Source organism: Candidatus Nitrospira bockiana (assembly GCF_965152565.1).
This window is the reverse complement of sequence record NZ_OZ224215.1, coordinates 1,228,620-1,254,117: the sequence shown is the minus strand read 5'-3', so window position 1 is coordinate 1,254,117 and position 25,498 is coordinate 1,228,620. Positions and strand designations below refer to the sequence as shown.

General features: G+C 65.0%; 22 protein-coding genes. 12 read left to right on the top strand and 10 right to left on the bottom strand.

Translation table 11 applies throughout. The annotated features are described in order from the left end of the window. Positions 1-1,611, bottom strand: coding sequence for a bifunctional UDP-N-acetylglucosamine diphosphorylase/glucosamine-1-phosphate N-acetyltransferase GlmU (gene glmU, locus ACWHYV_RS06205; RefSeq protein WP_447979790.1), 1,611 nt, complete (start codon positions 1,609-1,611; stop codon positions 1-3). A gap of 81 nt (positions 1,612-1,692) precedes the next feature. After that, the gene (locus tag ACWHYV_RS06200; protein ID WP_447979789.1) at positions 1,693-2,367 is read right to left on the bottom strand and encodes a DUF502 domain-containing protein; all 675 of its coding nucleotides are present in this window, start codon (positions 2,365-2,367) and stop codon (positions 1,693-1,695) included. Positions 2,368-2,493: 126 nt separating this feature from the next. Here ACWHYV_RS06200 and tmk point away from each other — a divergent pair, with 126 nt between their 5' ends. From tmk to ACWHYV_RS06160, 8 genes are all read left to right on the top strand, one after another. Continuing rightward, the gene (tmk, locus tag ACWHYV_RS06195; protein ID WP_447979788.1) at positions 2,494-3,180 is read left to right on the top strand and encodes a dTMP kinase; all 687 of its coding nucleotides are present in this window, start codon (positions 2,494-2,496) and stop codon (positions 3,178-3,180) included. A gap of 85 nt (positions 3,181-3,265) precedes the next feature. Then, complete coding sequence (gene holB, locus ACWHYV_RS06190) at positions 3,266-4,282, top strand: DNA polymerase III subunit delta' (RefSeq protein ID WP_447979787.1); 1,017 nt, start codon at positions 3,266-3,268, stop codon at positions 4,280-4,282. A 111-nt stretch (positions 4,283-4,393) separates the two neighbouring features. Next, positions 4,394-6,418 (top strand): methionine--tRNA ligase, encoded by a 2,025-nt coding sequence (metG, locus tag ACWHYV_RS06185; RefSeq protein ID WP_447979786.1) that lies wholly within the window; start codon positions 4,394-4,396, stop codon positions 6,416-6,418. A 1-nt stretch (position 6,419) separates the two neighbouring features. Then, entirely contained in the window at positions 6,420-7,268 is an 849-nt protein-coding gene (locus ACWHYV_RS06180; protein WP_447979785.1) for a hypothetical protein, read from the top strand. Between the two features lie 86 nt (positions 7,269-7,354). Further along, entirely contained in the window at positions 7,355-9,217 is a 1,863-nt protein-coding gene (ftsH, locus tag ACWHYV_RS06175) for an ATP-dependent zinc metalloprotease FtsH (protein ID WP_447979784.1), read from the top strand. After that, a complete protein-coding gene (locus tag ACWHYV_RS06170; RefSeq protein ID WP_447979783.1) occupies positions 9,214-9,891 on the top strand; it encodes an HAD family hydrolase in 678 nt (225 codons plus the stop codon). The genes ftsH and ACWHYV_RS06170 overlap by 4 nt, the downstream gene beginning before the upstream one ends. A 10-nt stretch (positions 9,892-9,901) precedes the next feature. Beyond that, positions 9,902-10,603 carry a class I SAM-dependent methyltransferase gene (locus tag ACWHYV_RS06165; protein ID WP_447979782.1) on the top strand — a complete coding sequence of 234 codons (702 nt, stop codon included), beginning with the start codon at positions 9,902-9,904 and terminating at the stop codon, positions 10,601-10,603. 93 nt (positions 10,604-10,696) lie between these two features. Next, positions 10,697-11,632: a cation diffusion facilitator family transporter gene (locus ACWHYV_RS06160; protein ID WP_447979781.1), complete on the top strand. Its 936-nt coding sequence runs from the start codon at positions 10,697-10,699 to the stop codon at positions 11,630-11,632. Positions 11,633-11,744: 112 nt separating this feature from the next. On the opposite strand, the gene ACWHYV_RS06155 is transcribed toward ACWHYV_RS06160, so the two are convergent. The 4 genes from ACWHYV_RS06155 to ACWHYV_RS06140 form a co-directional block, all read right to left on the bottom strand. Next, positions 11,745-12,167 carry a phosphatase PAP2 family protein gene (locus tag ACWHYV_RS06155; RefSeq protein ID WP_447979780.1) on the bottom strand — a complete coding sequence of 141 codons (423 nt, stop codon included), beginning with the start codon at positions 12,165-12,167 and terminating at the stop codon, positions 11,745-11,747. Between the two features lie 27 nt (positions 12,168-12,194). Beyond that, the gene (locus ACWHYV_RS06150) at positions 12,195-12,632 is read right to left on the bottom strand and encodes an energy transducer TonB family protein (RefSeq protein WP_447979779.1); all 438 of its coding nucleotides are present in this window, start codon (positions 12,630-12,632) and stop codon (positions 12,195-12,197) included. An 87-nt stretch (positions 12,633-12,719) separates the two neighbouring features. Next, positions 12,720-15,164, bottom strand: a complete 2,445-nt coding sequence (locus ACWHYV_RS06145; RefSeq protein WP_447979778.1) for a TonB-dependent receptor — start codon at positions 15,162-15,164, stop codon at positions 12,720-12,722. Positions 15,165-15,242: 78 nt separating this feature from the next. Then, positions 15,243-15,596 (bottom strand): hypothetical protein, encoded by a 354-nt coding sequence (locus ACWHYV_RS06140; protein WP_447979777.1) that lies wholly within the window; start codon positions 15,594-15,596, stop codon positions 15,243-15,245. Between the two features lie 107 nt (positions 15,597-15,703). On the opposite strand from ACWHYV_RS06140, the gene ACWHYV_RS06135 reads away from it, so the two are divergent. Further along, a complete protein-coding gene (locus ACWHYV_RS06135; protein WP_447979776.1) occupies positions 15,704-16,543 on the top strand; it encodes a TatD family hydrolase in 840 nt (279 codons plus the stop codon). 44 nt (positions 16,544-16,587) lie between these two features. Here ACWHYV_RS06135 and ACWHYV_RS06130 read toward each other — a convergent pair whose 3' ends face one another. Beyond that, complete coding sequence (locus tag ACWHYV_RS06130) at positions 16,588-17,103, bottom strand: NYN domain-containing protein (protein ID WP_447979775.1); 516 nt, start codon at positions 17,101-17,103, stop codon at positions 16,588-16,590. A gap of 126 nt (positions 17,104-17,229) precedes the next feature. Here ACWHYV_RS06130 and ACWHYV_RS06125 point away from each other — a divergent pair, with 126 nt between their 5' ends. The 3 genes from ACWHYV_RS06125 to ACWHYV_RS06115 all read left to right on the top strand — a co-directional run bounded on the left by ACWHYV_RS06125 (position 17,230) and on the right by ACWHYV_RS06115 (position 20,558). Then, on the top strand, positions 17,230-18,525 hold the full coding sequence (locus tag ACWHYV_RS06125; protein WP_447979774.1) for an N-acetylmuramoyl-L-alanine amidase: 1,296 nt from the start codon (positions 17,230-17,232) through the stop codon (positions 18,523-18,525). A gap of 243 nt (positions 18,526-18,768) precedes the next feature. Continuing rightward, complete coding sequence (truA, locus tag ACWHYV_RS06120; protein WP_447979773.1) at positions 18,769-19,506, top strand: tRNA pseudouridine(38-40) synthase TruA; 738 nt, start codon at positions 18,769-18,771, stop codon at positions 19,504-19,506. Positions 19,507-19,541: 35 nt separating this feature from the next. Then, complete coding sequence (locus ACWHYV_RS06115; RefSeq protein ID WP_447979772.1) at positions 19,542-20,558, top strand: class I SAM-dependent methyltransferase; 1,017 nt, start codon at positions 19,542-19,544, stop codon at positions 20,556-20,558. Between the two features lie 281 nt (positions 20,559-20,839). Here the strand turns inward: ACWHYV_RS06115 and ACWHYV_RS06110 are convergent, their stop codons facing one another. From ACWHYV_RS06110 to ACWHYV_RS06100, 3 genes are read right to left on the bottom strand one after another with little or no spacing between them, the layout of a single operon-like run. Then, positions 20,840-22,231 (bottom strand): HlyD family efflux transporter periplasmic adaptor subunit, encoded by a 1,392-nt coding sequence (locus tag ACWHYV_RS06110; RefSeq protein WP_447979771.1) that lies wholly within the window; start codon positions 22,229-22,231, stop codon positions 20,840-20,842. After that, positions 22,228-23,736: an efflux transporter outer membrane subunit gene (locus tag ACWHYV_RS06105; RefSeq protein WP_447979770.1), complete on the bottom strand. Its 1,509-nt coding sequence runs from the start codon at positions 23,734-23,736 to the stop codon at positions 22,228-22,230. Before ACWHYV_RS06105 ends, ACWHYV_RS06110 begins: the two co-directional genes overlap by 4 nt. Further along, complete coding sequence (locus ACWHYV_RS06100; RefSeq protein ID WP_447979769.1) at positions 23,733-25,328, bottom strand: DHA2 family efflux MFS transporter permease subunit; 1,596 nt, start codon at positions 25,326-25,328, stop codon at positions 23,733-23,735. The genes ACWHYV_RS06105 and ACWHYV_RS06100 overlap by 4 nt, the downstream gene beginning before the upstream one ends. Positions 25,329-25,498: the final 170 nt, after the last annotated feature.

Genomic DNA, 25,498 nt, shown 5'->3' with positions numbered 1-25,498 from the left:
CTAGCCTTTCTTCGATTTCGAACGGACGGCGGCGCGCGAGGGAGGGCGAGCGGCGCCGGAGGATGGCCGCGCCTTCTTCGGGTTGCCTTGCGGCCCGCGTCCGGCGCTCGAGTCCGGCTGCCCCTCGAGCAAGGCCCGGCGCTTCGACGCCCACCCGAACCGGTTGGCTTGCGGGGTGCGGGAGATGGCCAAGGCATCGGGCGGCACCTCTTGGGTCACCGAGGTGCCGGCCGCAATCACCGCCCCTCGCCCGACCTTCACCGGCGCGATGAGCTGCGTGTCGCTGCCGATGAACACATCGTCGTCGATCACCGTCTCGTACTTCCGGTACCCGTCGTAGTTGCACGTGATCGTGCCCGCCCCGATGTTCACGTTCTTGCCGATGCGCGCGTCCCCCAGGTAGCTCAAGTGATTGGCCTTGGAGCCCTCCCCCAATTCGGTCTTCTTCATCTCGACGAAATTGCCGACCTTTGCACGGCGCCGGACGATGCTGCCCGGCCGCAAGTGGGCAAAGGGGCCGATCGCACACCCTTCTTCGACGCACGAGTCCGTGAGCACGCAGCAATCCTGCACCACCACGTGGTCGCCGAGCGTCGTGTCGGTGAGGCGGCTATGCGACCGGATCACGCAGTCCTGGCCGATCACCGTACGGCCTTCCAGCGTCACATGGGGATGGAGGACGGTGTCCTGCCCGATGCGGACGGTGTCGTCGATCCACGCCGTGGCCGGATCGAGCAAGGTGACACCCTCCTGCATCCAGCGGTCCCGAATCCGTTCTCTCAAGACCCGCTCGGCGTGGGCGAGTTGCCGACGGGAATTGACGCCCAGCCCTTCTTCGGCCCGCTCGACCGCCATGGCCGACACCGGCAGTCCCCGGCGGACGGCGAGGGTGACGAGATCGGTCAAGTAGTATTCGCGCTGCACGTTCTGCGGCTTCAATTCGTCCAAGGCCTCGAACAGGAACCGGCCGTCCACGACGTAGGTCCCGACGTTGATCTCCCGCACGCGCGCTTCGTCGGGCGTCGCATCACGATCTTCGACGATCTTCAGCACCCGGTGAGCGCCGGTCCCGCCCTGCCCGCGGATGATCCGCCCATAGCCGGACGGGTCGTCCGGGACCGCGGTGAGCAGTGTAACCGCCGCCTTCTCCTCTTCGTGGACCTTGAGCAGACCGGCGAGAGCCGTCTCGGTCAGCAACGGGGTGTCCCCGTTCATGATGAGATAGGTCCGGGCCGGCCGGCCCCGCGCGCTCATGATCGCGTGTCGGGCCTGCATCACGGCATGCCCGGTTCCCAATTGCTCCCGCTGCTCGGCGATGAGGATCGCCCCTCCTGGCTCGCGCGGGCTTGCGACGTGCGCCGTCAGTCCGCGGCCGCGCGAGGGCACCGCCCGGAGGCCTCGTTCGGCGGCGAACTCATCGAGCACCGCCTTGACCCGCTCCGCCTGATGCCCAACCACGACGACGACCCCGTCGTCGGCGAAGCGCCCGGCGAGATCGACGGCATACAGGAGCATCGGTCGGCCGGCCACGGGATGGAGCACCTTCCCGATCTTCGATCGCATCCGCTTCCCCAAGCCGGCAGCCATGACGATCGCACCGACGCTAGTCACGGCTCCGGTCTCCGCTGGCAGGTGTGTTGGGACGGAAGGTCCACGGCTGGCCTGACACGAACGGCCGGGATCGCGCGGGGCTCATGCGATCGGCACCTCGACATCGGTACGGACGTCCGGGGGAGTCGAACGGCGCCCCGCGGAGGCATCCATCGACGGTGGGGGAGTATAAAGACCGCCCGACACGATGAGCTTCATCGCCTCCTCCACGCTGATCTCGAGCGGGATCACTTCCTTTTCGGGCACGAGGAGAAAATATCCCGAAGTCGGGTTCGGGGAGGTCGGGACGTAGACGTTCAGGAGCGGGTCGGTCGAGATTTCCTGGATCTCCCCGTGCGTCACACCGGTCACGAACGCGAAGCAATAGTGGCCGTTCTTGGGAAATTGAATCAAGACGACTCGGTTGTAGCGGTCCTTTTCCTTGAAGGAAAGGATATCAGTCATGGACTTGAGGGTCGAGTAGATCCCGCGGACGATCGGGACCCGGTGAAGGAGCTCTTCCCACCATTTGACGATCTGACCGCCGATGAAGTTCGCCGCGAACAGCCCGGTGGTAAAGATCAGCAGGACGAGCGCCATGATCCCCAGCCCGGGGACGTTGTATTCACTCGGAACGAACCGGGCGACGGCATCCCCCAGAATACTGTCCACGGTGACGAACAGCGTCTTGAGGATCAGGACGGTCCCCCAGATCGGGGTGATGACGAGCAGGCCTGTGAGGAAATAGCGTTTGAGGGAGGCGGACAGACCCTTCACCGTGGTATCCACAACCTAGAAATGATACAGGCTTTACCCCCCTCCCGCAAGCCATTTCTTGAGATTTTCAATGACTTGGAATAGGATGCACGGATTCTTTTTCTCGGACACCGACCGACGAGGCCGATGCGCTCCACACACCACCGAGGCTGCTTCATCACCTTCGAGGGCATTGAAGGAAGCGGCAAAACGACCCAACTCGCCCGCCTCGCGAAACACTTACGGCAGCGAGGGTACCGGGTCGTCGAAACCCGGGAGCCGGGCGGCACACCCTTGGCCGAAGACATCCGCAGCCTGATGCTCGACATCAAGAAAAGTCGGGCGTCGACCGGCCGTGACGGCATGACGCCGGAATGCGAAGCCGCCCTGGTCTTCGCGGCACGGAGCCAGCACGTGGCCGAGCTCATCCGGCCGGCGCTCGCCGGCGGCGCGATCGTCCTGTGTGATCGGTTCTTTGACTCGACGTTGGCCTACCAGGGTTACGCGCGGGGGCTCGACCTCCGCGCCCTCCGTGGTGGAAACCGGCTGGCGACCGGCGGGCTGGCCCCCGATCTGACTCTGCTCTTCGACCTGCCCGTTGCGGTCGGCTTGGCAAGGCGGCGCCGCGAAGGCACGGAGCAGAACCGGCTGGATCGTGAAACGACCGGGTTCCACGAGCGCGTGCGCCGCGGCTTCACGGCCATGGCGTCCCGGGAACCCCGGCGCATCAAAACGATCGATGCGAACCGCCCGATCGAAGCCGTCGAGCAGGACGTGCTCGCCATCGTCGGGCGATTGTTGACACGGGTCGGGCAGGATTCGCGGAGCCGTTGATGCGCTTGGTACGCTGTCGGCGAACCGGGTCCCGCGTGAGCCTGCAGTCCTTCTCCGCCTGCCGGGGAGGGATCCAAGAGAAGTGATGTTCGACGGAGTGATCGGTCACGAAGGTCCAAAGGCGCTCCTGCGCGCCGCCGTCGCCCGCGATCGGGTGGCGCATGCCTACCTGTTCTATGGAGAGGACGCGATCGGGAAGCGACTGATGGCCGTCCGGTTCGCCCAAGCCTTGAACTGCGAAGCGGCCGAGGCCGGCTGCGGGACGTGCCGATCGTGCCGGCAGATCGAGAGCTACACGCACCCCGACGCCCTGCTGATCGAGCCCGACCGCGAGCAGGCCAACCCGCAGGTCAAGATCGAGCAGATCCGGGAAATCGAGCAGCAGATCATCTACCGGCCGCTGATCGGGCGGTTCAAGGTCGTCGTGATCGACGAGGCCGATCGGATGACGCTGGGAGCGGCGAACGCCTTGTTGAAGACGCTCGAAGAGCCGCCGGCCCACAGCGTCTTCATCCTGATCTCGAGCAAGCCGTTCGCGCTGCCGGCCACGATCACATCCCGCTGCCAGGGGCTGAGGTTCGTGCCGCCCGCGCGGACGCAAGTCGAGGCGGCCCTGATCGTACAGCGAAGCCTCTCGCCCGCGGACGCGGCGCTGCTCGCCCTCTACACGCAGGACCGCCTGGGACTGGCGCTTCAGACCGACATCACCCATCTCCGCCAAACCCAAGAGGAATACCGGAAGTTGCTGGCGCCCGCGACGCTCCGGTCGGTCACCGCCGTCTTCAACGCCGCCGAAGCCCTCGCAAAGAGCGGACGGGCTCCCGAAGCCTTCGACTGGATCGCCCAATGGCTGCGGGACCTCCTGCTCATCAGCGTCGGCAGTGATCCCGATGCACTCCTGAATCGTGGCTCGGCGCCGGATCTCGCGGAGACGGCCGAGCGGATCTCGCAGGAGACGCTGCTGGAGCTGCTCACGGAGGTCGACGCAATCCAGCGGAGCGCCAACCGCAACGTCAATCCGCAGCTTGCGCTCGAAACCCTGCTCCTGCGCCTACGAGCCGCGGTCTTCCCTCCCGTCGCAGCGGCCGGACCGCCCGCCTGATCGGTCCCGCTGGTCTTGGGCCGAGAAGACCTGGTATGGTGAACACGGGTTGCAGGACACCGGAACCCAAAGAGATTGACGGCGGTTTCAGACAACGCTGACGAGAGAAACATGGGTGACCGCCCGACCTTCTACGTCACGACCCCGATCTATTACGTCAATGACGTGCCGCATATCGGCCACGCCTATACGACCGTGGCCGCCGATGTCCTCGCGCGCTTCGCGCGGCTGCGCGGGCAAGAGGTCTTCTTCCTCACGGGCCTCGACGAGCACGGACAAAAGGTGCAGCAGGCGGCGCAGAGGGCCGGAATCGACCCGCAGGCGTATTGCGACCGGTTGGCGCCGCAGTTCGAACGACTCTGGGCGCGGCTGAGCATCTCGAACGACGACTTCGTCCGTACGACCCAGGCGCGCCACCAGGTGGTGGTCCAGGAAGCGCTGCAGCGCTTGTACGACAAGGGGGAGATCTATCGAGCCGACTATACCGGCTGGTACTGCACCGCCGACGAACGTTTCTGGACGGAGAAAGATCTCGTGAACGGGCTGTGTCCCGACTGCAGGCGGCCCGTGGAGCGCTTGAGCGAGAAGAACTATTTTTTCAGGATGAGCCGCTTCCAGCAGTGGCTCGTCGAGCACATCGAGGCCCACCCCGAGTTCATCAAGCCGCGCAGCCGCCGCAACGAGGTCCTGGGATTCCTCCAGCAGCCGTTGGAAGATCTGTCGATCTCACGGCCCAGGTCACGCCTGTCGTGGGGGATCGAGCTCCCGTTCGATCGCGACTACGTGACCTACGTCTGGTTCGATGCGCTGGTCAATTACATTTCGATCCCCGGCTACACGGTGGACGAGACGCGGTTCGCGCGGTGGTGGCCGGCCGATGTGCATCTCATCGGCAAGGACATTCTCACCACCCATTCGGTCTACTGGTCGACCATGCTCCAGGCGATGGGGCTCCCGCCTCCCCGCACGATCTTTGCGCACGGGTGGTGGACCGTGGACGGCGAGAAGATGTCGAAGAGCCGCGGCAACGTGGTGGATCCGAATGCGATCGTCGAGACGTTCGGCGCCGATGCGTTCCGGTACTTCCTGCTCAGGGAGGTCCCGTTCGGGCAAGACGGCGACTTTTCCCGCCAGGCGTTGATCGGTCGTATCAATACGGATCTCGCGAACGACCTCGGGAACCTGCTGAGCCGGACCATCACGCTGATCGAACGATTTGCCGACGGCCTCGTCCCCGAGCCCGAGCCGAATTTCGGGATGGACGGCGACGATCTGCTGAAGCACACGGCCGAGCGCTTGAAGGAGCACATCGAGCCGGACCTCGCGGATCTGCAGTTCAACAAGGTCTTGGAGACCATTTGGGGGCTGGTTCAACAGGGGAATCAATACATCGACAAGGCGGCCCCCTGGGTCCTGGCCAAGCGGCCGGAGAGCCGGACGCGTCTGGCGTCCGTGCTGTACAATGCCGGGGAGACGCTCCGCGTCCTCAGTCTCTTTCTGGCTCCTTTCATGCCGCAGGCCGCCGCCGACATCCGGACGCAACTCGGGATCTCCCCGCACCTCAACCCCGGGGCGCTCTCCGACCCGCGCGAGCTGGCATGGGGCGGCCTCCCGCCGGGCACGAAGGTGACCAAAGGCAAGGCCCTCTTCCCACGCATCGAGAAAACCTCTGGAGAAGGAGCACGATCGGTGAGCCAACAGGCAGCCCCTCAACCCACGTCCCCCCTGGAGGCATCCGGCCCCGGGTCCCAGACGCCTGCGCAGAGGGTCTCGGACGCTCCGGCATCCGCACAGCCGGTCTCCGGAGCCTCGTCGCAAATCACGATCGAGGACTTCCAGAAGATCCAGCTCAAGACCGCGAAAGTGCTGTCGGCCGAGCGGGTCCCGAAGTCCGACAAGCTCCTCACGTTGCGGGTCGATCTGGTCACCGAGCAACGGCAGATCGTCGCCGGCATCGGGAAGAAATACGCGCCCGAACAACTGGTGGGCAAGACGATCGTGATCGTCGCGAATCTGAAGCCGGCCAAATTGATGGGCATCGAATCGCAGGGGATGGTGCTGGCGGCGGGAGACAAAGAGGTCGAAGGGCTGGCGACGTTCATCGAAGACGTGCCGGCCGGCATCAAGGTCAAGTAACATGCGTGTCGGGCTCCGACTGGCGACACCGGCGCTGGTGCTGTTCACCCTCCTCACCGGACCCCTTGCGCCCGCGGCGGAGAAAGACTGGACGACGCTGCCCGGACAACCGATCGACACGGAGGTGGTCGTCCGAGTGGTGGCCCACGGGGCGATGGTCGTCGGCGACGCCGTCGGCGGCGCGCGGGTCACGATCACCGACGTCGCCACCGGCCGCCTGCTCGCCTCGGGCACCCAGACGGGAGAGGCCGGGGACCAGAACCAGATCATGCGCACCCCGCGCCTGATGGAAGAGCCGCGCTATTCCACGCGCCCGTCCGGCTCCTTCCACGCCACGCTCCAACTCGATCGCCCCACGCTCGTCGAGATCGCGGCCCAGGGCCCGCTCGCCTATCCCTCCGCCATGCAACGGGCGACCAAGACGGTGCTGCTGTTCCCCGGGCGCGACTTGACGAACGACGGGATCGTGATCCATCTCTACGGCTACATCGTGCAGATCGAGCACCCCACTCCTGGAGCACCGCTCGCCGCCAAAGACGACGTGACGCTCGCCGCCTCGGTTCGCACCTTGTCCGGGTCGGTGGTACGCCCCCACGGGGATTGGGACTCGCGGAAGATGGACATCCATGCGGAGGTGCTGGTCGGCGACAAAGTGGTCGATCGGCTGCAGATGTTTTACGCCGGGAGTCGGAACGTGTTCGAGGCGCCGTTTTTCGTCCCGCGCCCGACCGAGGCTCCGGACGGCATTACCTTGCGCGTCGTCGCCGCCGACACCGCAGGCGGGCACTTCGGCATGGGGGAGGCCCACTACCCGGTCGTGCCCGAGCAACTCAAGTCCAAAAAGAATTGAAGAAGAATCGAAGCGTTGTAGAATAACCGTTCAGACGTAATGAGGTAATGAAGTAACTGAGTAGTTGGCATTCTCCTGCCCGTCCCATGGACAAGAAACAACGCCAATTTTCCATCTGGTACATCTTCATCGCCCTGTGGGCGTTGATGCTGTTCCAGCTCTTCGTCACGCCCTACTTCAATCCCACCGAGATCCCCTATAGCGAATTCAAGGCCGCCGTCGCGGCCGACAAAGTGGAGGAGGTCTCCATCTCCTCGAGCATCATTCACGGAAAGATGAAGGCGGAGCCCGAGAAAGACGGCGGGGGCGAAGGCCGGCCCGACGGTCGTATCTTCAACACGGTGCGCGTCGAGGATCCGGACCTGGTCCGAGAGCTCCAGGCGCACGGCGTCAAGATCAGCGGGGTCATCGAATCGACGTTCTTCCGGGACCTCTTGTCCTGGCTCATCCCGATCGCCCTGTTCTTCGGAATCTGGCTGTTTCTCTTGCGCCGCATGGGTCAAGGCCAGGGTGGCTTCATGACCGTGGGACGGAGCAAGGCCAAGATCTACATGGAGAAAGAGGTCAAGGTCACGTTCGCCGACGTCGCCGGCGTGGAGGAAGCCAAAGAGGAGCTCAAGGAAGTCATCGAGTTCCTCAAGACCCCGGAAAAGTTCCGGCGCTTGGGCGGGAAGATCCCCAAGGGCATCTTGCTCGTCGGCCCCCCGGGAACCGGGAAGACGTTGCTTGCGCGGGCGGTGGCGGGCGAGGCGGGGGTGCCGTTCTTCTCGATCAGCGGATCGGAGTTCGTCGAGATGTTCGTCGGCGTCGGGGCGGCGCGTGTCCGGGATCTCTTCGAACAGGCGAAGGACAAGGCGCCCTGCATCATCTTCATCGACGAGCTCGACGCCCTGGGGAAGGCCCGAGGGGTCGGACCCATGGCTCACGAGGAGCGCGAGCAGACCCTGAACCAGTTGCTGGTCGAGATGGACGGGTTCGACCCACGGGTCGGGGTGATCCTGATGGCCGCCACGAACCGGCCTGAGATCCTCGATCCCGCCCTCTTGCGCGCCGGCCGCTTCGACCGTCACGTGCTGGTGGACCGGCCGGACAAGTCCGGACGCCTGGCGATCCTCAAGGTCCACGCCCGCAACGTACCGCTGGCGGACGAGAAAGACCTCGAGGTCGTCGCGGCGATGACGCCCGGCTTCGTCGGCGCGGACCTCGCGAACCTCATCAACGAGGCGGCCCTGCTCGCCGTACGGCGGGGCAAGGACAAGGTGGCGCTGCCCGAGCTGCAGGAAGCCGTCGAACGGGTCATCGCAGGCTTGGAAAAGAAAAATCGCGTCCTCAATCCGATGGAGAAAGAGCGGGTGGCGCATCATGAAGTGGGCCATGCGCTCGTCGCGCTGTCCATCCCGGGCTCCGACGCGGTGCACAAGATTTCCATCATCCCTCGCGGCATCGCGGCGCTCGGCTACACCATGCAGGTGCCGACCGAAGATCGGTTCCTGATGACCAAGACCGAGCTGGAGAACAAGATCGCGGTGCTGCTCGGCGGTCGCGTGGCGGAAGAGATCATCTTCCGGGAGATTTCGACCGGAGCGCAGGACGATCTGTTGAAGGCCACCGATATCGCCAAGAGCATGGTGAAAGCGTACGGGATGAGCGAGAAGCTGGGACAGGTGAGCTTCGAACGCGACCGCCGCCCGCTGTTCCTGCAGGCGGCGCAGCCGGAGCCCGCCGGGGACTACAGTGAAGAGACCTCGCGGGAGATCGACTGTGAAGTGAGGCGGATCATCGACGAGCAGTACACGCGCGTCCGCGCGATCCTTGCCTCACAGGAGCCGGTGCTTCGCGAGGCGGCCTCGGTGTTGCTCACCAAAGAGACGATCACCGGGGAGGAGCTGAAGGCGGTCATAGCCCGCACCAAGCCCACCCCGCTGGCCCAGACGGGGACGACGAGGTGAGGCGCGCGGTCCTGTTCGATTTCGATGGGACCCTCATCGACACGTGGCGGCTGTATCTCGAGGCGTTCCGCCGCTCGCTCGCGCCGCACTTCGGCCGGGGCTTGAGCGACGAGGAAATCCTCGCGCTCAAACCGACCGCCGAACGGCGCCTCCTGCAACGGATCGTCGAAGAGGCGCGTTTCTCGGACCTGTTCGCCGGCTTCCTGACGGAGTATCACGTGCTTCATGACTCGCACTGCGACGGGCTCTACCCGGGCGTGCCTGCGCTGCTGGACGCCCTGCGCGACAAGGGGTACGCCTTGGGCGTCGTCACCGGCAAGAGCCGTGCGGCATGGGACAAGACGTTTCCCGCCTGCGGTCTCGGCCCGTTCGACGTCGTGGTGACCGACGACGACGTCACCCACCCAAAGCCGCACCCCGAGGGACTCTTCGCCGCCCTGGAGGCGATGGCGGTCGCGCCGGCGCGAGCCTTGTACGTCGGGGATTCGCTCCTCGATTGCGAGGCGGCCCGCGCGGCGGGGATCCCGTTCGGCGCGGCCCTGTGGAGCAAGCGTGACGACGAGCGGCAAACCTTCATCCAAGCCGTCCGGGCCGGCGGCGAGAATCACTGGTTCGACGAGCCCGGCGACATCCTCGACCATCTGGACGCCGATCGGGAAGCCTCTTCGGCATGACGAGGAGTCTATGAACCCGCACCGGCACCTCCGCCGCGCTCCCGTGCTGCTCGTCGCTCTCGTGGCGCTGGCCTTGGCCTGGCCGTTCGGCTCGGTCGCGCAGCATGATCCCACGCACCATCGCCGGCCTGCCGATATCAAGGACTATCTCGAGCACCTGGACCGCCCGGAGCGCGACCAGTATCAAAAGCCCGCGGAGGTCATCGGGGCGCTGGGACTCAAACCCGGCATGGCCGTCGCCGACCTTGGAGCGGGGTCGGGCTACTTCACGCGGCGGTTCGCCCAAGCCGTCACCGAGACGGGACGGGTCTACGCCGTCGATGTCGAACCGGAGATGCTCGCCTATACGAAGGACAGTCTCGAGCACTTGCACATTCCGTACACCGTGCAGTTCATCCTTGCCCGCCCCGACAACCCGACGCTGCCCGCGGACTCCGTCGATCTGATCTTCCTCTGCAACGTCTATCACCACCTGGAGGACCGGCCGGCCTATTTCATGAACGTCAAATCAGCGCTCAGAGCCGGAGGCCGCGTCGCGATCATCGACTTCTATCACGACGAGCGCTCGGGCGACGTGGGGTTCCCGCGCCGACACCTCGTCGCTCGTGAGACCGTCATCGAGGAGATGGCCAAGGCAGGATATCACCTGCTCCGGGAGCATACCTTCCTGCCGAGGCAGTATTTCCTGGAGTTCTCCCCAACCCTCTCCTAGACGCCGCCGGCTCCGAGAACCCACGGGAGTGATCGAGCATCCGACCTCCTCCCTTTCTTGCGCCTCGCCCGCATCCATGCGAAACTAACGACGATGATCGGACACGACCACCCCCACCCCACCTATCGCCAACTGCGGCAACGACTGCACGTTGCGCTGGTTCTGAATTCGATCGTCATCCTGGCCGAGTTCCTGGGGGGCCTCTGGATCAACAGCACCGGCGTGATGAGCGACGCCGGTCACAACCTGATCGACCAGGGGTCCCTGTTCCTCGCGCTCTACGCGCACATGCTCGCGGCACGACCGGCGACCGAAGCCCGCACGTTCGGATACCACCGCGCGGGGATCGTCACGGCGTTCATCAACGCCGTCGTGCTCTTCGTCACCGCGCTCGTCATCGGGGTCTTGGCCGTGAAACGCGTGCTCGACCCGGTGCCGGTGGACGGCGGCTGGGTGATGGGCATCGCGCTCGTCTCGTTCGTCGCGAACATCGGGATCGCGTTGCTCTTGCAGCAGGGGGCGCAGGACGACCTGAACATCCGCAGCGCGTTCCTCCACATGCTGGCCGATGCGTGGGTGTCGTTGGGCGTGGTCGCCAGCGGCGCGGCGATCCTGCTGACGGGGTGGGCCGTGCTCGATCCGATCGTCAGTCTCGTGATCGTCGTCGTGATCGTCCGCGGCGCATGGCCGCTGCTGCGGGAGTCGCTCGAGGTGTTGCTGGAATCGACGCCGCCGGGCATCAAGACCGCTCACGTGGTGGAAGCGATCGAAAAAATCCCCGGCGTGAAGAACGTGCACGACCTCCACATCTGGGCGGTGGAGCCGCGCTTGGTCATGCTCACCTGCCACGTCATGGTGGAAGGGGACGATACGAACCTGACCGACGAGCTGTTACGGACCGTGCGGGCGAGAGTCGCGTCCGAGTTCGGCATCAAGCATCTGACGATCCAGATGGAGACGCAGTGCTGCCACGGCGAGGCCGTCCACTGCGATCTCAATCAACTCACCGCGGCGCACCGCGGGCGGTGAGCCGCGTCCCGCGCGGCGCGCGCCACCAGCGGCGCAAGGCCCAGGCGGCGACGCCCCCGCCAACGCCCCCATCAATATCCCCGACCACGTCAGTGACAAATGCGCCCCGACATTACACGCGCGAGAGGCCGATCAGGACGACGAGCGGCCAGCTCACCCAGCCGGTGGCCGGATACAGGACCTGCGCGAACGCGGCTGCCGCGGCGGTATTCATCGCATGGTTGGAGGGGAAACTGTAGGTGCCGCCGCACCCGACGAGCTCGCGGACGCCGTCGAGGATCCGACAGGGCCGGGGGCGGGCGACCAGGTGCTTCACCTGGGCGCCGAGGACATCGGCCACGGCCACCAGCGCCGCGAGCGCCGCCGCGCCGATGACCGCCTCCCGTCGCGCCCTCCACCACCAGTAGGCAAAGACCAGGATCCCCGGCAACACCAGATTGGATCCATGCCCCAGCGCCACCATGGCGGCGTCGGCCAGGGGGACCCGGCCCGACCATCCGTTGATGGTCCGAAACAGCTCAAGGTCCCACGTCACCGCCCCCTCCCGACCCTGCACCGAGCCTCATTGCGTCCGGAAATGAATGCGCACCGTCAGCTCCCCGTCGACCGGCTCATCCCCGCGAAGCTGCGGATCGAAGGTCCATTGCCTGAGCGCGGCGATGCCGGCTTGGGTCAGCTCCCGGTGCTTGGCCGGCTCCAGGATCACGACCGTGACCCGTGCCTCCTTGCTCACCAGCACGCGCGCTTTCATCCAGTCATCGAGATCCTTCCCATCCAACGAGGCCGGGATCTTCGGCCACGGCGTGTGCCGCGGCACCGGTCCCTGCTGCTGATCCTTGTTGAGGGGCAGCCCATGAACGTGCACTTCGGGAAGATCGAGGACGTCCTCCTCATGGTCCGATTGGTGCGTCGCGCGATCGCCTTCGACGGATCCAGCGGCGGCCGGCCACAGCCACGCGGCCAGGCCTAGGACGACGGCGAGTCTGTGTAGTCGATCCATGGCTCCTATCCTGAGTTGAAGATGAGCGATCAGCGGCGAAACCGTCGGCGACCGGCGCTGATCGCCGGCGGCCGACGGCTCAGCCTATCAAAAAATCCACTGACCTCGTAAGAAAAACGAGCGGGGCATCCCCGCGTGCGCGATGCCCAGGCCGATGCTCCCCTCCCCCCGATTGAAGAAAAACTCCTCGTTCAGCAGATTGAGCACGTCAAACCCGACGAGAAATTTTTGTTTGTTCGGCAAGGGAAAGACGTGCGTGATCGAGAGATTATAGATGGTATACGAATCCTCGTGCGTGGAATTCGTCTTCGCACCCGGCTCCGCCGTCCGTAATCCCGAGCCATACAGCATCTGTCCGCTGATCGTCGTCCGCTCCCGGAAGCGATACGTCAGGACGGCGGAGCTCGTCACGAACTGAGAGTGATCGCAAAAGACGCCGCCCGGCGAATTGATGTCGTCGATCTCCGCCTGCTCGAGCAGGAAGTGTCCCGAACGCAAGCCATAGCCCTTGCACTGCCCCCAGGCCACGTTGGCCCGCCCGAAGAGCTCATCGCTGAACTGCACCTTCAGAGCTCCGTCGATCCCGCGTTGCCATCCTCGCTCGAAGGCAAAATAGTTCAAGAGCGGCGTCGTCCCGAACTGTCCGGCATCCGACATGAACCGGTTGAGCTTGTAATAGGCCGCCAGCTCCAGCCAGATCTTTCGCCCGAGCGCATGGTAGCTGCCCACTTCGAAGTAATGCGACCGTTCGGCCCGCGTCTTGTTGTTCGTCAGGTTCTCCGGCTCGGCGGTCGTCCCGATCGTATTCAGCTTCGCGAACGAGATCGCTTCGAGATTGGGCGGCGTGAACATCCGCCCGTAAAAGGCGTGGAAGACGTTCGACTCGTTCGCGCGGTAGGTGACCCCGATTCGCGGGCTGACCTGCCCTTCGGTGTACTGGTACTGGATCAGATCCCCGCGAACGCCGATGTTGAAGACCCAGTGCTCGTTCGGCGTCCATTGATCCTGGATCCAGACTTCCTCCCGATACCCGATCAGCCGATTGTCCGCCCGCCGGTTCAGCACCGATCCGATCGGCTCGCCGGTGGCCGGATCCCTCTCGAACAGGTGGAGCAGGGTCTTGTTGACGGCTTGCGACCGGTCGAGCTGAACCCCCGTTTTGATGATGTGCCGGACGTTGGGCGTATAGACGTAATCGAGACGCAGGCCGCCGGAATAGGCGTTGCGATCCTGATCGCTCGCCGAAAACGGTTCGTCGGGATCGGCGGTGTACGCCAGCACGTTGAAGGGATCGGTCTTGAACGTGGCCCGGGTATGCCGAAAATAGGCCGCCAGCGCGAAGAAGTTGCTGGTATTGACGTCGTGCCGCCAGACCATGTGACCGTATTGATTGTTCTCCTTTTGAAACTCGTCGATCGCGCGGGACGGCACGGGGGTGAACGCCGGATTCTGCGCCTGCAACAGGCCCAAGACATCCGGATTGACGTCGAGCGCCGGATTGGTGGGGATCTGATATTTGGCGATGGAATTCAGGAAGAGCCAGGTGAAATTGTTGCGGTTGTCGAGCTGATAGTCGCCTCGCAAGTACGTCTGGTTCCGCTCGGCCTGATCGTGGAAGACGGACTTCCCGAGCGTCGGCGGCTCGATCCCGCGGTTGGTGGAGATGTGGCTGTTGAGGACGTAGTACCGGAACTTCTCTCCGACCGTTCCGCCGTATTCGAACGAGGGGTTCAGCGTTTCGTTGGATCCGCCGAACATCTGCAACGACCCGAAGCCCGGTCGAGTGCCGCTCTTACTGGTGATGTCGAGCACGGCCGCCGTCCGGTTCCCGTACTGCGCTTCCATGCCGCCCAGGATGATGTCCGCCCGCTCCCAGGCGCGGGGCGTGATGACGTCGGTAAACGTCGACGTCACGGTATCGGGAATCGGCACCCCGTCGATGCGGAACTGGAGGTTCGCGTGCTCTTGGCGGATATGGACTTGCTTGAGGGCGCCGTACGTGGCGCTCGGGATGGTGCGGAGCACCTCTTCCAAATCGACGTTGTTGCCGCGCGGCAAGGCCTCGATGTCCTTTCTCGTCACGGCGTACGTCTCGCTCGAGGCCCGATATTCGAGCGGAGGCAGCGGCGAGACCACTTCGAGGGCCAGCTCGCTCGACGGGGCGAGGGTCAACGTCAACGGGGGGAGCTCCGCGGCCTCGGCCCGCACGATCACGTATTCGCTCCGGAGGGGCCCTTGGACGGCGCTGACCGAATAGGTCCCCTCAGGCGGCAAGGGAAGCCGGAACTCGCCGGCATCGTCCGTGACCGCTTCCGCGATCACAGTGCCTTCCTGATCCCTGATCTCCACTTGGGCTTGATTCGACCCGGACTGCCCGGCCCGGCGAAGGTCCTGATACTGGACGATGCCACGAATCTCCCGCGGCGCGACCCGCCGCACCTCCTCACTGAGCACGATCGCCGCCTGTAACCAGATCACGGCGCACACGAGGACGACGCACGCACGTCGCCCTCCAGTTCCGGCGCTTTCCATGTTCGCCTCCTTCCTGTTCGGACACACGTCCCCGCTTCCGCCGTGTCATCCGAGGCGGTGCGGGAGTGGTTGACGAGACTAGGAATGGGAGGGCGGCGCGCGGGAATGCCCCTCGGAAAGGAGGCGCGCCGAAAGGAGCGCCGCGGGGGCGGGTGGGGTATGAGAAATACCCGACGGACGGGACGCCGGCACGGGCAGCGCCGACAGGAGCGACTGGCTCGTGTGGTGCTGGATCCATTGGCAGAGGTCGGAGGCCGAATGCTCGTGCCCGTCGTGATCAGCCGCCGCCAGGAGGTGGTGGATTTCGAGGACGGCCCCGAACGGCGCCAACGCGACGAGCACGGCGGCGAGCAGGACGGCCAGGCCGAAGCTCAGGTGCGTACGCGAGGTGCTCGAGAACGGGACCGGCATGACGGTCGCGCTAGGTACCATACCGATTTCCGCTTTGTCAATCGCATGGCGGCGGCCAGGTCCGGCGGATGCCGAGTCGCAATCGACGCGGGCCATGAACGACCAGGCTAGTGGCGCACGCGGGCCTCATGGTAGGATCGCCCCCTGATCGAACCTCCGCCCGGCTCAGGAACAGCACCGCCATGTTGATCGATACCCACAGCCACCTCGACGACCCTCGCTACGACGACGACCGCGAGGCGGTGCTCGAGCGGGCGAGGGCGAACGGGGTCGCGAGGATGATCACGATCGGCTGCGACCTTGCGACGAGCCGGGCGGCCGTCTCCCTCGCCGACCGTTACCCGTTCGTCTATGCGGCCGTCGGCGTCCATCCGCACGAAGTGAAAGCGATCGGCGACGGCTGGTACGACGAGCTGAGGCGGCTCGCGCAGCACCCCAAGGTCGTCGCCTACGGCGAGATCGGCCTCGACTACCACTACAACCATTCGTCGCCGAAGGAGCAGCGGGATCGATTCCGCGAACAGGTCTGTGTGGCCCGGGAGCTGAAGCGACCGGTCGTGATCCACACGCGGGAGGCCGATGACGATACGGTGGCCATCCTCCGCGAGGAGCGCGCGTTCGAGATCGGCGGCATGTTCCACTGCTTCTCCGGCGGCATTCGCCTGGCAAAAGCCGCCTTGGATCTGGGGTTCCTGCTGTCGTTTTCAGGGATCATCACCTTTCCGAAAGCCGAAGCCTTGCGTGAGGTGGTGAAGATGGCGCCGCTCGACCGGATCCTCGTAGAAACCGACTGCCCCTACTTGACGCCGGTCCCGCATCGCGGCAAGCGAAACGAACCGGCCCATGTCAGGCTGGTGGCGGAGCAGGTGGGGCACGTGCGCGGGATGGGGGTTGGCGACATTGAAGCGGTGACCACGGAGAATGCCGTGCGCCTTCTCGGCAAGGGACTCGACCCGGCCGCCGCCTGACCGTGGAGGTCCTGCGGCCACGGCGCCGGGTGAAGGCCGACGACTCAAAACCGGCGCATCTGCTTGGCCCGCTGCCTGAGCTTCTTGGGCAGCTTTCGCGGATTCCCCTTCTTCTCGGGATTGCGCGCGACCGGCTCCTCCTCGTCCCCGCCTTTGCCGGCGAGCGCATTGGGGATCCGTCGCCCGCCGCCCCGCAACCGCATCTCGAATTCGTCGGCCCCGATGATAAAGGCGCCGTGGGCCTTGGCGGAGGCCGCCACTTCCCGGTCGGAAGAGACGACCGCAGAATCAGCCGCGAACTCGGCCGCCAATCGTCGGATGACTTGATCGGCCTGCTCCCCGCGCTTCGAGTAGATGACTTCCACGCCGGCCCGATGCTCGTGCCGCTCGACTCCCGGGCCCTGTCGCCAGGCGTCGAAGACCACGGTGATCGCATAGCCCTTCTGTTGCCGATAACGCGCGAGCTCCTCCAGCAACCGCTCTCGCGCCTGTTCGGCGTCCGGGCCGACCTGGCCCCGCTGGCCGAGCAGATTGTATCCGTCGATGATCAGATGAGTCATGGCCCGAGACTAGTCGCGGCCTCCCACGGTGTCAACCCGAGACCGTGCGGCCGCCGACCTTGACAACCACCGGAACATCTGAGAAAACCTAGACGAATGCGTACTCGCCCGCACGAACTTTTCCCCTTGCCCGTACTCGTTGCGGCGTTTCTCGCCTTCCTCCTCCCGGTGGAGCCCATCCTGGATGCCAAGGTCGTGCCGAGCCTCACGGCGGTGGACGCCGCGCCAAGCGACCACCGGCCGATGCTCACGGCCGCCCGCAAGCGAAGCCGGAAATCGGCCAACGGCCCGGCCCTCATCCAAGACATTCGGGTCACCCCGTATCCGGATCATACACGTCTGGTGTTCGACCTTCAGCGGCAGGTGAGCTTCACTCAGCGGCGTGAGAAGCAGCCCGAGCGCCTCGTCATTCACCTGCCCAATACGTCGTTGGGGAAGGTGGCCAAGGCCCGGGTCAACCAGGGAGACCTGCCCGATGAGGTCATGGTGGTGCAGTCCAACCACGGCGGCCCTCAATCGGTCAGCATCTCGCTCGAGCTGGAATCGCTCACCGACTACAAGCTGCTGCCGCTCACGAACCCTCATCGCTTGGTGGTCGACCTCTATAGCAAGCCGCCGATCGACGAGACGGCGATGGTCGACCGTCCGCCGACGATCAAGACCGCACCGCCTCCGACCCGCCGCCCGGTCGGACGGGACGTCAAGACGATCGTCATCGACGCCGGCCACGGAGGCAAAGACCCGGGCGCGGTCGGCCGGGGCGGCACGGCGGAGAAGGACATTACCCTCAAGGTCAGTCTGCTGCTGCGCGACTTCATCCAGCAACGGCTCGGCAAGCGGGTGCTGTTGACCCGCGACCGCGATGTCTTTGTCGAATTGGAAGACCGCGCCAAATTCGCCAACCGGCACGAAGCGGACCTGTTCGTCTCGGTCCACGTGAACTCACACCCACAGCGGTCGACGAAAGGGCTGGAGATTTACCATTTCGGTGAAGCGAGCGACCCGCGCGCCTTGGCGGTCGCCGCCCGTGAAAACGGGACCCCGATCGAAAACACGGGCGTGGGCTGGCAGTATCTGGTGGCCGACCTGCTCACGACCAAGAAGATGGAGGAATCCCTGGAACTGGCCTGGTCCACCAAGCAGGCGCTCGTGTCGCACTTGAACACCCACTATGACGTGGTGGACCATGGGGTCAAGACCGGTCCGTTCTATGTCCTGCGCTTCACCGCCATGCCGAGCATCCTGGCAGAAATCGGATTCATCTCCAATCCGGGCGAAGAACGGCTGATGCAAGGTCAAGCCTTCTTGAATCGCATCGCCGAAGGGATCTTCGAGGGCATCAAAGCATTCATCACTCCCCCGCAAGTAGCCGTGGGTGGGGGTAAGGGATATGGGATAGTGGGGTATGGGGTAGAGGGATAGGGGAGAAGTGGGGATAAGGGGGTAAGTGGTAGGGCCAGAGTGGGGTATGGGTTATAGGGATAGGTGATAGAGGGTATAGTTGAGCGCTGTGGTGAAGGCACAGAGTCACAATAGAGCGGAGCGAAAAATGCGAGCCTCGTAATTCTCTGTTCTCCATCTTCCATTACCCCATACCCCAATTACCCCATTACCTCATGCCTCACCCCTTACCCCTACCCCATACCCCTCTATCCCTATTAAGAGATGCCCACGTACAAGCTCACACTGGAATACGACGGCAGTGAGTACGCCGGCTGGCAGCGGCAACCGGACCGCCCATCCATCCAAGCCGAGGTGGAATCCGCCCTTCAGCGACTCACCCAGACGTCTATTCCAGTCATCGGAGGCGGACGAACGGATGCCGGGGTCCATGCATTGGGGCAGGTGGCCAGCTTTCGGTGCGACCGGGGCTTGGCCCCCCCGCTGTTGGTCCGGGGCTTGAACGCGCTGCTCCCTGCCCACATCGCTGTGCTCGGGGCCGAGCTTGCCGGCGAGGATTTCCATGCCCGGTACTCGGCCCGCTCCAAACTGTACCGGTATCGAATCCTGAATCGCCGTGAGCGCTCCGCCCTCGAGCATGGGCGTGCATGGCACGTGTGGGGCGACCTGGATCTCCACGCGATGCAGGAAGGGGCCACCTGCCTGGTCGGGCGCCACGACTGTAGCTCGTTTCAAGGATCGGGAAGCGAGACCGATGATGCCCTCTGCCACCTCATGCGCCTGGACGTGTCCCGGGCCGGGGCGCTCGTGACCATCGAGGCGGAGGGGGACCGCTTCTTGAAGCAGATGGTGCGCGCCATCGTCGGGACGCTCGTAGAGATCGGCTTGAGAAAGCGCCCGGCAGGATCGATGAAAGACGTGCTCGAGGCCAGAGACCGGCGCGCGGCGGGCCAGACCGCTCCAGCCCACGGGTTGTACTTGGTCAGGATCGACTATCCTTGATGCCCCGGCCGGATCCAGCGACGGACACCCCATCGATGGAAACCGTTCCCTGCCTGCTCTGCGGCAGCGATCATTCGACGCCGCTCCTCCATGGTCGTGATTGGCTCCATCAGACGACCGATCAGGAGTTCATGGTGGTACAGTGCAAGGGCTGCGGTCTCCGGTACCTGAATCCTCGCCCTTCCCCGTCAAACTTGGGCCGGTATTACCCGTCCGGATACTTTCCCGACCCGCCTTCAGCGAATCGTTCGGCGCTCGAGCGTTCGGCCAAACGTCTCTCGGGAACGCTCAAGCAATGGATCCGGGAAGACTACTATGGCTACCCTCCGGCCCTCCCCTCCACGCGGTTTCGGTCGCTTCGCAAGCTCCTGCTCTGGCCGGAGAAGACACGCCGCAGCCTCACAGGCCGACACCCCATCCCGTGGGTCGGCCGAGGCCGCCTGTTGGACGTGGGCTGTAACGTAGGACAGAACATGCGCGCGCTCCAGGACCAGGGATGGGACGTATACGGCATCGATCTCAGCCCCGTCGCCGTCGAACGAGCACGCCGGGTATTTGACGACCGGGTGAAGCTCGGGGTTCTGGAGACGGCGGGCTATGAGGACGGATTTTTCGACGTCCTCTTGTTCAGCCATTCGCTCGAGCACATGCCCGATCCTCTCCGGGTCCTGAAGGAGGCGCGGAGGATCCTGGCGGACCACGGCCGGGTCGTCATCGTCGTCCCGAACGCGGGCGGCGTCGAGCGCCGGATCTTCGGGCCTTGGTGGGTGCACTGGGATCCGCCTCGCCACCTGTACCACTTCGATGCCGCGGCCTTGACCCGGCTCCTCGCGAAAGCGGGGTTCACCGTGAAGGCGACCAGGACCGGGGTCGGGACCGCCTTCTTCATGGGCAGCCTCGAACGGTTCCTGTTGCACCGGTTTGGGATTCGGTTCTCGGGCACGGCGAAGAAGCTGGTCGAAAAGCTGATCGCCGATCCGGTATGCCTGATTGCCGGCAATCTGGGCCTGGGAACCGAGTTGGTCGTGTCGGCGGGTAAAAGCCCCCCGTAGACATACGGGGCCTTCCCCTTGAGCAGCCGCTCCTCCCGTGCTTTTACCTTTCTCCTGACCGTCTCCCCTCGTCGGCTCCGGACCTCAGCCTTGCCGGCCCCCGTCCTGCCTCCGGTCCCAGTAATCCGGAGCCGGGACCGATAGACGGGGAAAGAGGAAAGGAGGGCCGGCCGAGGTCGGGGCTTCGTGGAGGGATGTGTGATTCCGGCGGGACGGTGCCATGCTCGTATTTCGGCCCGACCCCCGGCCGCTCCGGCACACGGCCGAGGCCGGCGTCCGATCTATCGGCCCGATCCATTCTGTCCGAATCCAGTTGACCGTATCCGCCGGCCGTGATCCCCAGGACCAGGCAGCACGCCGCGACGCCCGGCATCATCCATTTCATGAGTGTCCCTCGTCTCCTTGCTTCCGCTTCGGAGGGTTTCGATTTCCTGGTCCGCCATACGCTCGGCGCTCGTGCCCGCACTGGCAGTCAGGCCCGAGTGGACGGGCACCACGTTGCCCTGCATGATCGTCTGCGCCAGCGTCTCCGCACCGGTCAATTCATCGCCGTAGACGTCGGTCTCGTATTCGGCGGTGTCCGGCTTGGCCAACGACGTCCACACCGAATTCCCGGAGTCCCCCACCCGGATCTTGGTGACGGTCGAAAGGCCGGGCCGAATCGGGTGCTCCCGGATTTCGTCGGCGGCCAAGGCGATGCGGACCGGCACCCGTTCCGTGATGTGAATGAAGTTGCCCGTCGCATTGTCCGGGGGGAGGAGCGCAAACGCGCTGCCGGTCCCCGGCACCAAGCCCTCGACGATGCCGCGATAGACGTGGTCTCGGCCGTGCAGATCCACGCGGACCAGCGCCTCTTGCCCCGGCCGTACCTCGCGCATGTCGGTTTCGCGTAAGTTCGCCTCGACCCACAGGTGATCCAACGGCACGATCGTCATGAGATTGGTGCCCGGCTTCACACGGTCGCCGACCTGCGCCTTGCGCTTGGCCACGTAGCCGGAGACCGGCGCGCGGATCTGTTGCCGGGTATATTCGAGATACGCCTGCACGAATTCGTGCTTGGCCAATTCGACCGCCGGATGCTCCATCACGGTCGTGCCGCCGATCTGGACGTCGAGCGCATCGTATTCCGCTTGCGTCTCCCGCACGTCGGCCTCCAGAGCCCGCAGCTGGTCTTCCGCGTTCTGCACGATCTGCTTCGAGACGGCGCCGCTCGGGGACGCCTTCCGATACCGCTCGAGATCGTGACGGACGACCTCGAGCCGGGCTTTGCGTGCGGCCAGCTTTTCACCGACCTGTCGCTTCGTCATGAACAAGGCGTTGATCCGCCGCACGGCGTCGCCCAGTCGTCCGCGGGCGCGGCCCATCGCGGCATAGGCCTCATGCTCATCGAGACGGATCACGAGATCCCCCTTGTTCACGAACTGCGTCTCCTCGGCCAGCACGTGGGTGATGATGCCCGTCGCCTGCGCCGCCACGGGGACCAGGTTTCCCGTGACGTACGCATTGTCCGTCTCGATCCAGTATCGGCCGGTGGTCCACCAATACCCGCCGTAGACCAGTCCGGCGAGCGCCACGGCGACCGCAACGAGCCCCAACCGGCGGTTTCGTTGCGCACGAATCGCCTTCGGATGAATCTTGGGCATCACGGGTTCGGGAGCGGCGGTCGGCGTCATAGGTTCGGTCTCTGTGTCGGTCTCTTCTCCACGTCCGGGTTGTGGTAGCCGCCGCCCAAGGCCTCGATGAGGTCCACGGCGGCGACCAGTTGGTCGCTCTCCAATGCTCTCAACGCGTACTCCTGCTCCAGGACCGGATAGCGATGGCGCAGGACTTCCCGATCATCGTCCAATCCGGTGATCAGCCGCACCTTGGCCAGCCGCCAGTCCTCCCCGAGTGAAGCGAGGAGCCGCTTGTGCGAGTCCAACATGTCGCGGCTGGCCTGCCAGGCGCTCAGGCTGTCGGCCACTTCCCGCATCGCGTCCAGCAGGGTCTCGTTGTAGAGCTCGACGGCCGCGTCGTACTCGGCCCGGTGCACGGCCAGCTCGCCGCGCAGCCGCCCGCCTTCGAACCACGGCAGGCGAAGGCCGGGCGCGACGCCGTACGCGAAGCTCTGCCCGCTGAACAAGAAGTTGGCGAGCTTGTCGGCGCCCTTGGTGAGCGTCAGGGCGTTGAACCCGACGAAGGCGGTCAGGTCGATCGTCGGATAGAACTGCGTCTTGGCGACCTTGACCAAGCGGGCCGCCGAGTCGGCCCGATACAGCGCCGCGGCCAAATCAGGCCGGTGGACCAACAACCCCATCGGCAAATGGTCCGGCACCGGAACGCGATCAGGGATGAGCACGACCGGTTTGGCGAACAGATGCGCGGCGCCATCCGGGCCTTTGCCGACCAGCCGCGCCAGCAGATGGCGCTGGACGTCGAGCTGGTCGCGGACGCCCGCTTGCCGCTTGACGGCCGCTTCGTACTCGGCGACGGCCTGCTTGACCGCGAGGTCGTGATCCAGCCCCAACCGGAAGCGCGTTTCAGCGAGTTGCTGCAGGCGACGGCGAACCTCGACGATCGCTGTGACGATCTCGAGCTGCTGCCGGAGGGCCTGCCCCCGGAAATACGCGCGGGCGATGCCGGTCGTGAGCCGCAGCTTGACTTCGGCGAGCTCGGCCTCTTCGGCGGCCGCCTGCCCGAGCGCGGCTTCGAGCGCCGCGCGGTTCTTGCCCCAGAAGTCGAACTCGTACCGGAAGCTCAGGGGATTGACGATGCCCAGCAGGATCCGGGCGCCCGCCACCTCCGGATTGAGAGCGGCAAAGACACCGTGCTGCGAAATTCTCTCATAGGTGAGGGACGCATCGGCCTCGAGGAACGGCAGCAGCCGCGCGCCCTCCACACGCACCATCCCCTGCGCTTCGCGAAGCCGGGCCGCCGCGAGCTTGAGGCCCGGATTGTCCTTCAGCGCGGTCTCGATCAGCTCGTTCAACTCGGGGGTGCCGAACTGCTCCCACCAGCGGTCATCCGGCCATTTCTCGAGACGGCTCGTGACCTCCGCGAGCGTGTCCTTCATCTCCGGGGGCTCGAGGTACTCGGCCGGTGGATCGCCTTTGGGGATCCACGCGCACCCCGTCAGGAGAACGCCGAACGCCGCGGCTCGGGCCAGGCGAGACAGGCTTCGGCTGCTCCGGCTCCTCATGGTTGCTCCATCAATTCTTCGGCCCGCCATTCGCGCAGCTCCTCTTGTGCCGGAGGCGGCACCGGGCGGCGCGTGGAATGTGCGAGCCAGACGAAGACCGCCAGCCCCGCACAAAGATAGGCGGCGAGCAAGAAGGCGTCGTCCAGCGCCAAGATCGCCGCCTCTTGTTTGATGAGCTGGTGCAGCTTCGCTTCCACCATGCCCGGCCCCACGCCCGCGTGTTCCAGCTTCGTCGTCAGATCGGTCAAGCCGTCGAACGACACCGAGATACGGCCGCCGAAATGGTCGGCCAGGTTCATCTGGTGAAACGGCGTGCGCCGGAACAGGACGACGCCTTGGGACGTGATCCCGAACGCCCCGGCGGCGATCCGGACGAGATTCACGGTCTCCGCGGCGCGCAGCATCTGATCGCCGGTCAGGCCGTGCAGCGTCAGCACCGTCAACGGCGTGAAGAAGGAGCCGAGGAAGACCCCTTCGACGATCATCGGCCAGAAAATTTGATCGAACGAATGCGGATCGTCGAAGAGCCCGATCCAATAGAACGTCAGCGCAAGCCCCATCAGATTCAGGGACGCCAATAACCGCGCATCCACACGCTTGGCCAGCTCGTGCATCACGCAGATCACGGGGGCGCCCAGCAGGAGCATCGGGAGGAAGACCAGGCCGGCGAGCGTCGAGGAATAGCCCATCAACAACTGGAGCTGCACGATGAACAGCGACAGCACCCCCTGCAGCGAGAAAAATCCGGCCGCCAGCCCGATCACGCCGATGACGAAGTTGCGGTGACGGAAGAGACCGAGATCCAGCGCCGGGTGCACCTCGCCCAACTCCCAGATGATGAAGCAGGGGACGGCGATCACCACGACGATCAGCACGTGGCGGAGGAACGGTGAATCGAACCAATCGTAGTCGTTTCCCTGATTCAAGATCGTTTGAATGCCGCCGAGGATCACCGCCAGCAGGATGAACCCCACCGCATCGAACGGCCTGCATGTGGATTCGAAGCCGCGGCGATACAGCAGTGCGCCGGTCACCCCGGCGATGATCAGGGCCACCGGGACGTTCACATAGAACAAGGCCCGCCATCCGACTTCGTCGGCGAGCCACCCACCGAACGGAAAGCCGACGGTAAACGGGAGCAGCGTGAAGACGCCCCAGATCGCCAGGCCCAACGGCTTGCGGCGATCGGGGTACTCGTTCAGCAACAGCGCCTGGCCGATCGGCAGCGTCAAGCCGCCGGCGAATCCGAGCAGCAGGCGGGCCGGCAGAAACGTCGCAAGGTTGTCGCTCGCGCCGCAGAGGTAGGACGCGACGGCATAGCCGACGAAGGCGCCGATGAACAATCGATATTCCCCGACGCGGCACCCCAGCCAGCGTGCGACCGGGAAGGCCAGCGCCAGGGCGATCATGAAATCCGTCTGCGCCCACGTCCCGAAGCTGGGCAAGACTCCGCCCAAGTTACCGGCGACGTGGGGCAACAGCGCGATGTACGCCCCGGCCCCGAACAGCACGACCGCATGGCCGAGGCCGAGGACCAGATTGAATAGAACGAAGCGCCACCCTTTGAGTCGTTTGGGAAACAAGACAGGCATCCGTGATGCACTTCAGCAACTTGTGCGCCACCAACCAGCGAGCACGGCTTCGCGCGACAAAGAGCAAGGGACTTGCCCATAAGCCAGGAATATTATTGGCATCACATTGGCTGCACGTCGGTGGGCCGCCCGTCGCCTGGCTGAGGCCGAAAAGACCCGTGTTGTGACGG